Source organism: Aminobacter sp. P4_H6_2 (assembly GCF_056400805.1).
In genome coordinates, this window is record NZ_JBFUKO010001022.1 from 1 (window position 1) to 1,134 (window position 1,134).

Genomic DNA, 1,134 nt, shown 5'->3' on the forward strand with positions numbered 1-1,134 from the left:
GTCTTCAGCGTCGACAAGATGCTGCGCGAGACCCATCCGCGCGTCCGCAATTTCCTGAAGGCGGTGGAGAGTATCACCGCAGACGGACCCTACAAGGTGGACTTCAAGATGAAGACCCCTTTCGCGCCCTTCATCCAGTCCTTCGAGGTCGGCTCGATGCCGATGCTTCCGAAGCATCTCTACGAAGGCACGGACTACAACACCAATCCGGTCAACAATGCTCCCATCGGAACCGGTCCGCTCAAGTTCGGTGAATGGCAGAGGGGCTCGTACCTCAAGCTGGTCGCCAACGAGACCTATCACGAGGAAGGCGTGCCGACGATCGACGCGGTCTATTTCCACGTCATCCCCGATGGCGCCAGTCGCGCGACCGCCTATGAAACCGGCAAGGTGGACGTGCTGCCGGGCGGCGCTGTCGAATATTTCGACGTGCAGCGCCTCGCCGAACTGCCGAACTCGGAACTGACGACCAAGGGTTGGGAATTCCAGGGATCGCAGTGCTTCCTGTGGCTCAACAATGGGTCTAGGTGGATCCAGGACAAGCGCATTCGTCAGGCGATCATGTATGCGCTCGACCGCGAGAACATGCGCGACATCGCCTTCTTCGGCTATGCCAAAGTCGCGCCGAGCCCGTGGAACAGCTCGACCAGGTTCTATTCTGAAAACATCAAGCAGTATCCGCGCGATGTTGAAAAGGCCAAGGCACTGCTCGCCGAAGCCGGATATGACGGCAGCCCGATCCGCCTGCTGCCCCTGCCCTATGGCGAAACCTGGCAGCGGCTAGCGGAAATCGCACGCGAGAATCTCATCGAGGCCGGCATCCAGGTGGAACTCACCGCCACCGACGTCGCCGGCTGGAACCAGCGCCTGGGCGAGAAGGACTACGACATCGCCTTCTCGTACATGTCGCAGTATGGCGACCCGGCGCTAGGTGTCGCACGTCTCTACACCACGTCCAACATCATCGAGGGTTCGCCCTGGAACAACGTTTCGGCCTTCTCCAACCCAGAGCTCGACAAGCTGTTCGACGCGGGTGCGGTTGAGATCGACCCGGAAAAGCGTGCAAAAATCTATCAGGACGCCCAGGCGCTTATCGCCGAGGAAGTTCCGCTCGCTTGGCTATTCGAGATGATC

General features: G+C 59.9%; 1 protein-coding gene. It reads left to right on the forward strand.

Features of this window, described 5'->3' with window-relative positions; genetic code table 11:
• Positions 1-1,134: ABC transporter substrate-binding protein (locus AC1DUU_RS32635; protein ID WP_476787419.1), on the forward strand; the 1,134-nt coding region annotated here is incomplete at both ends.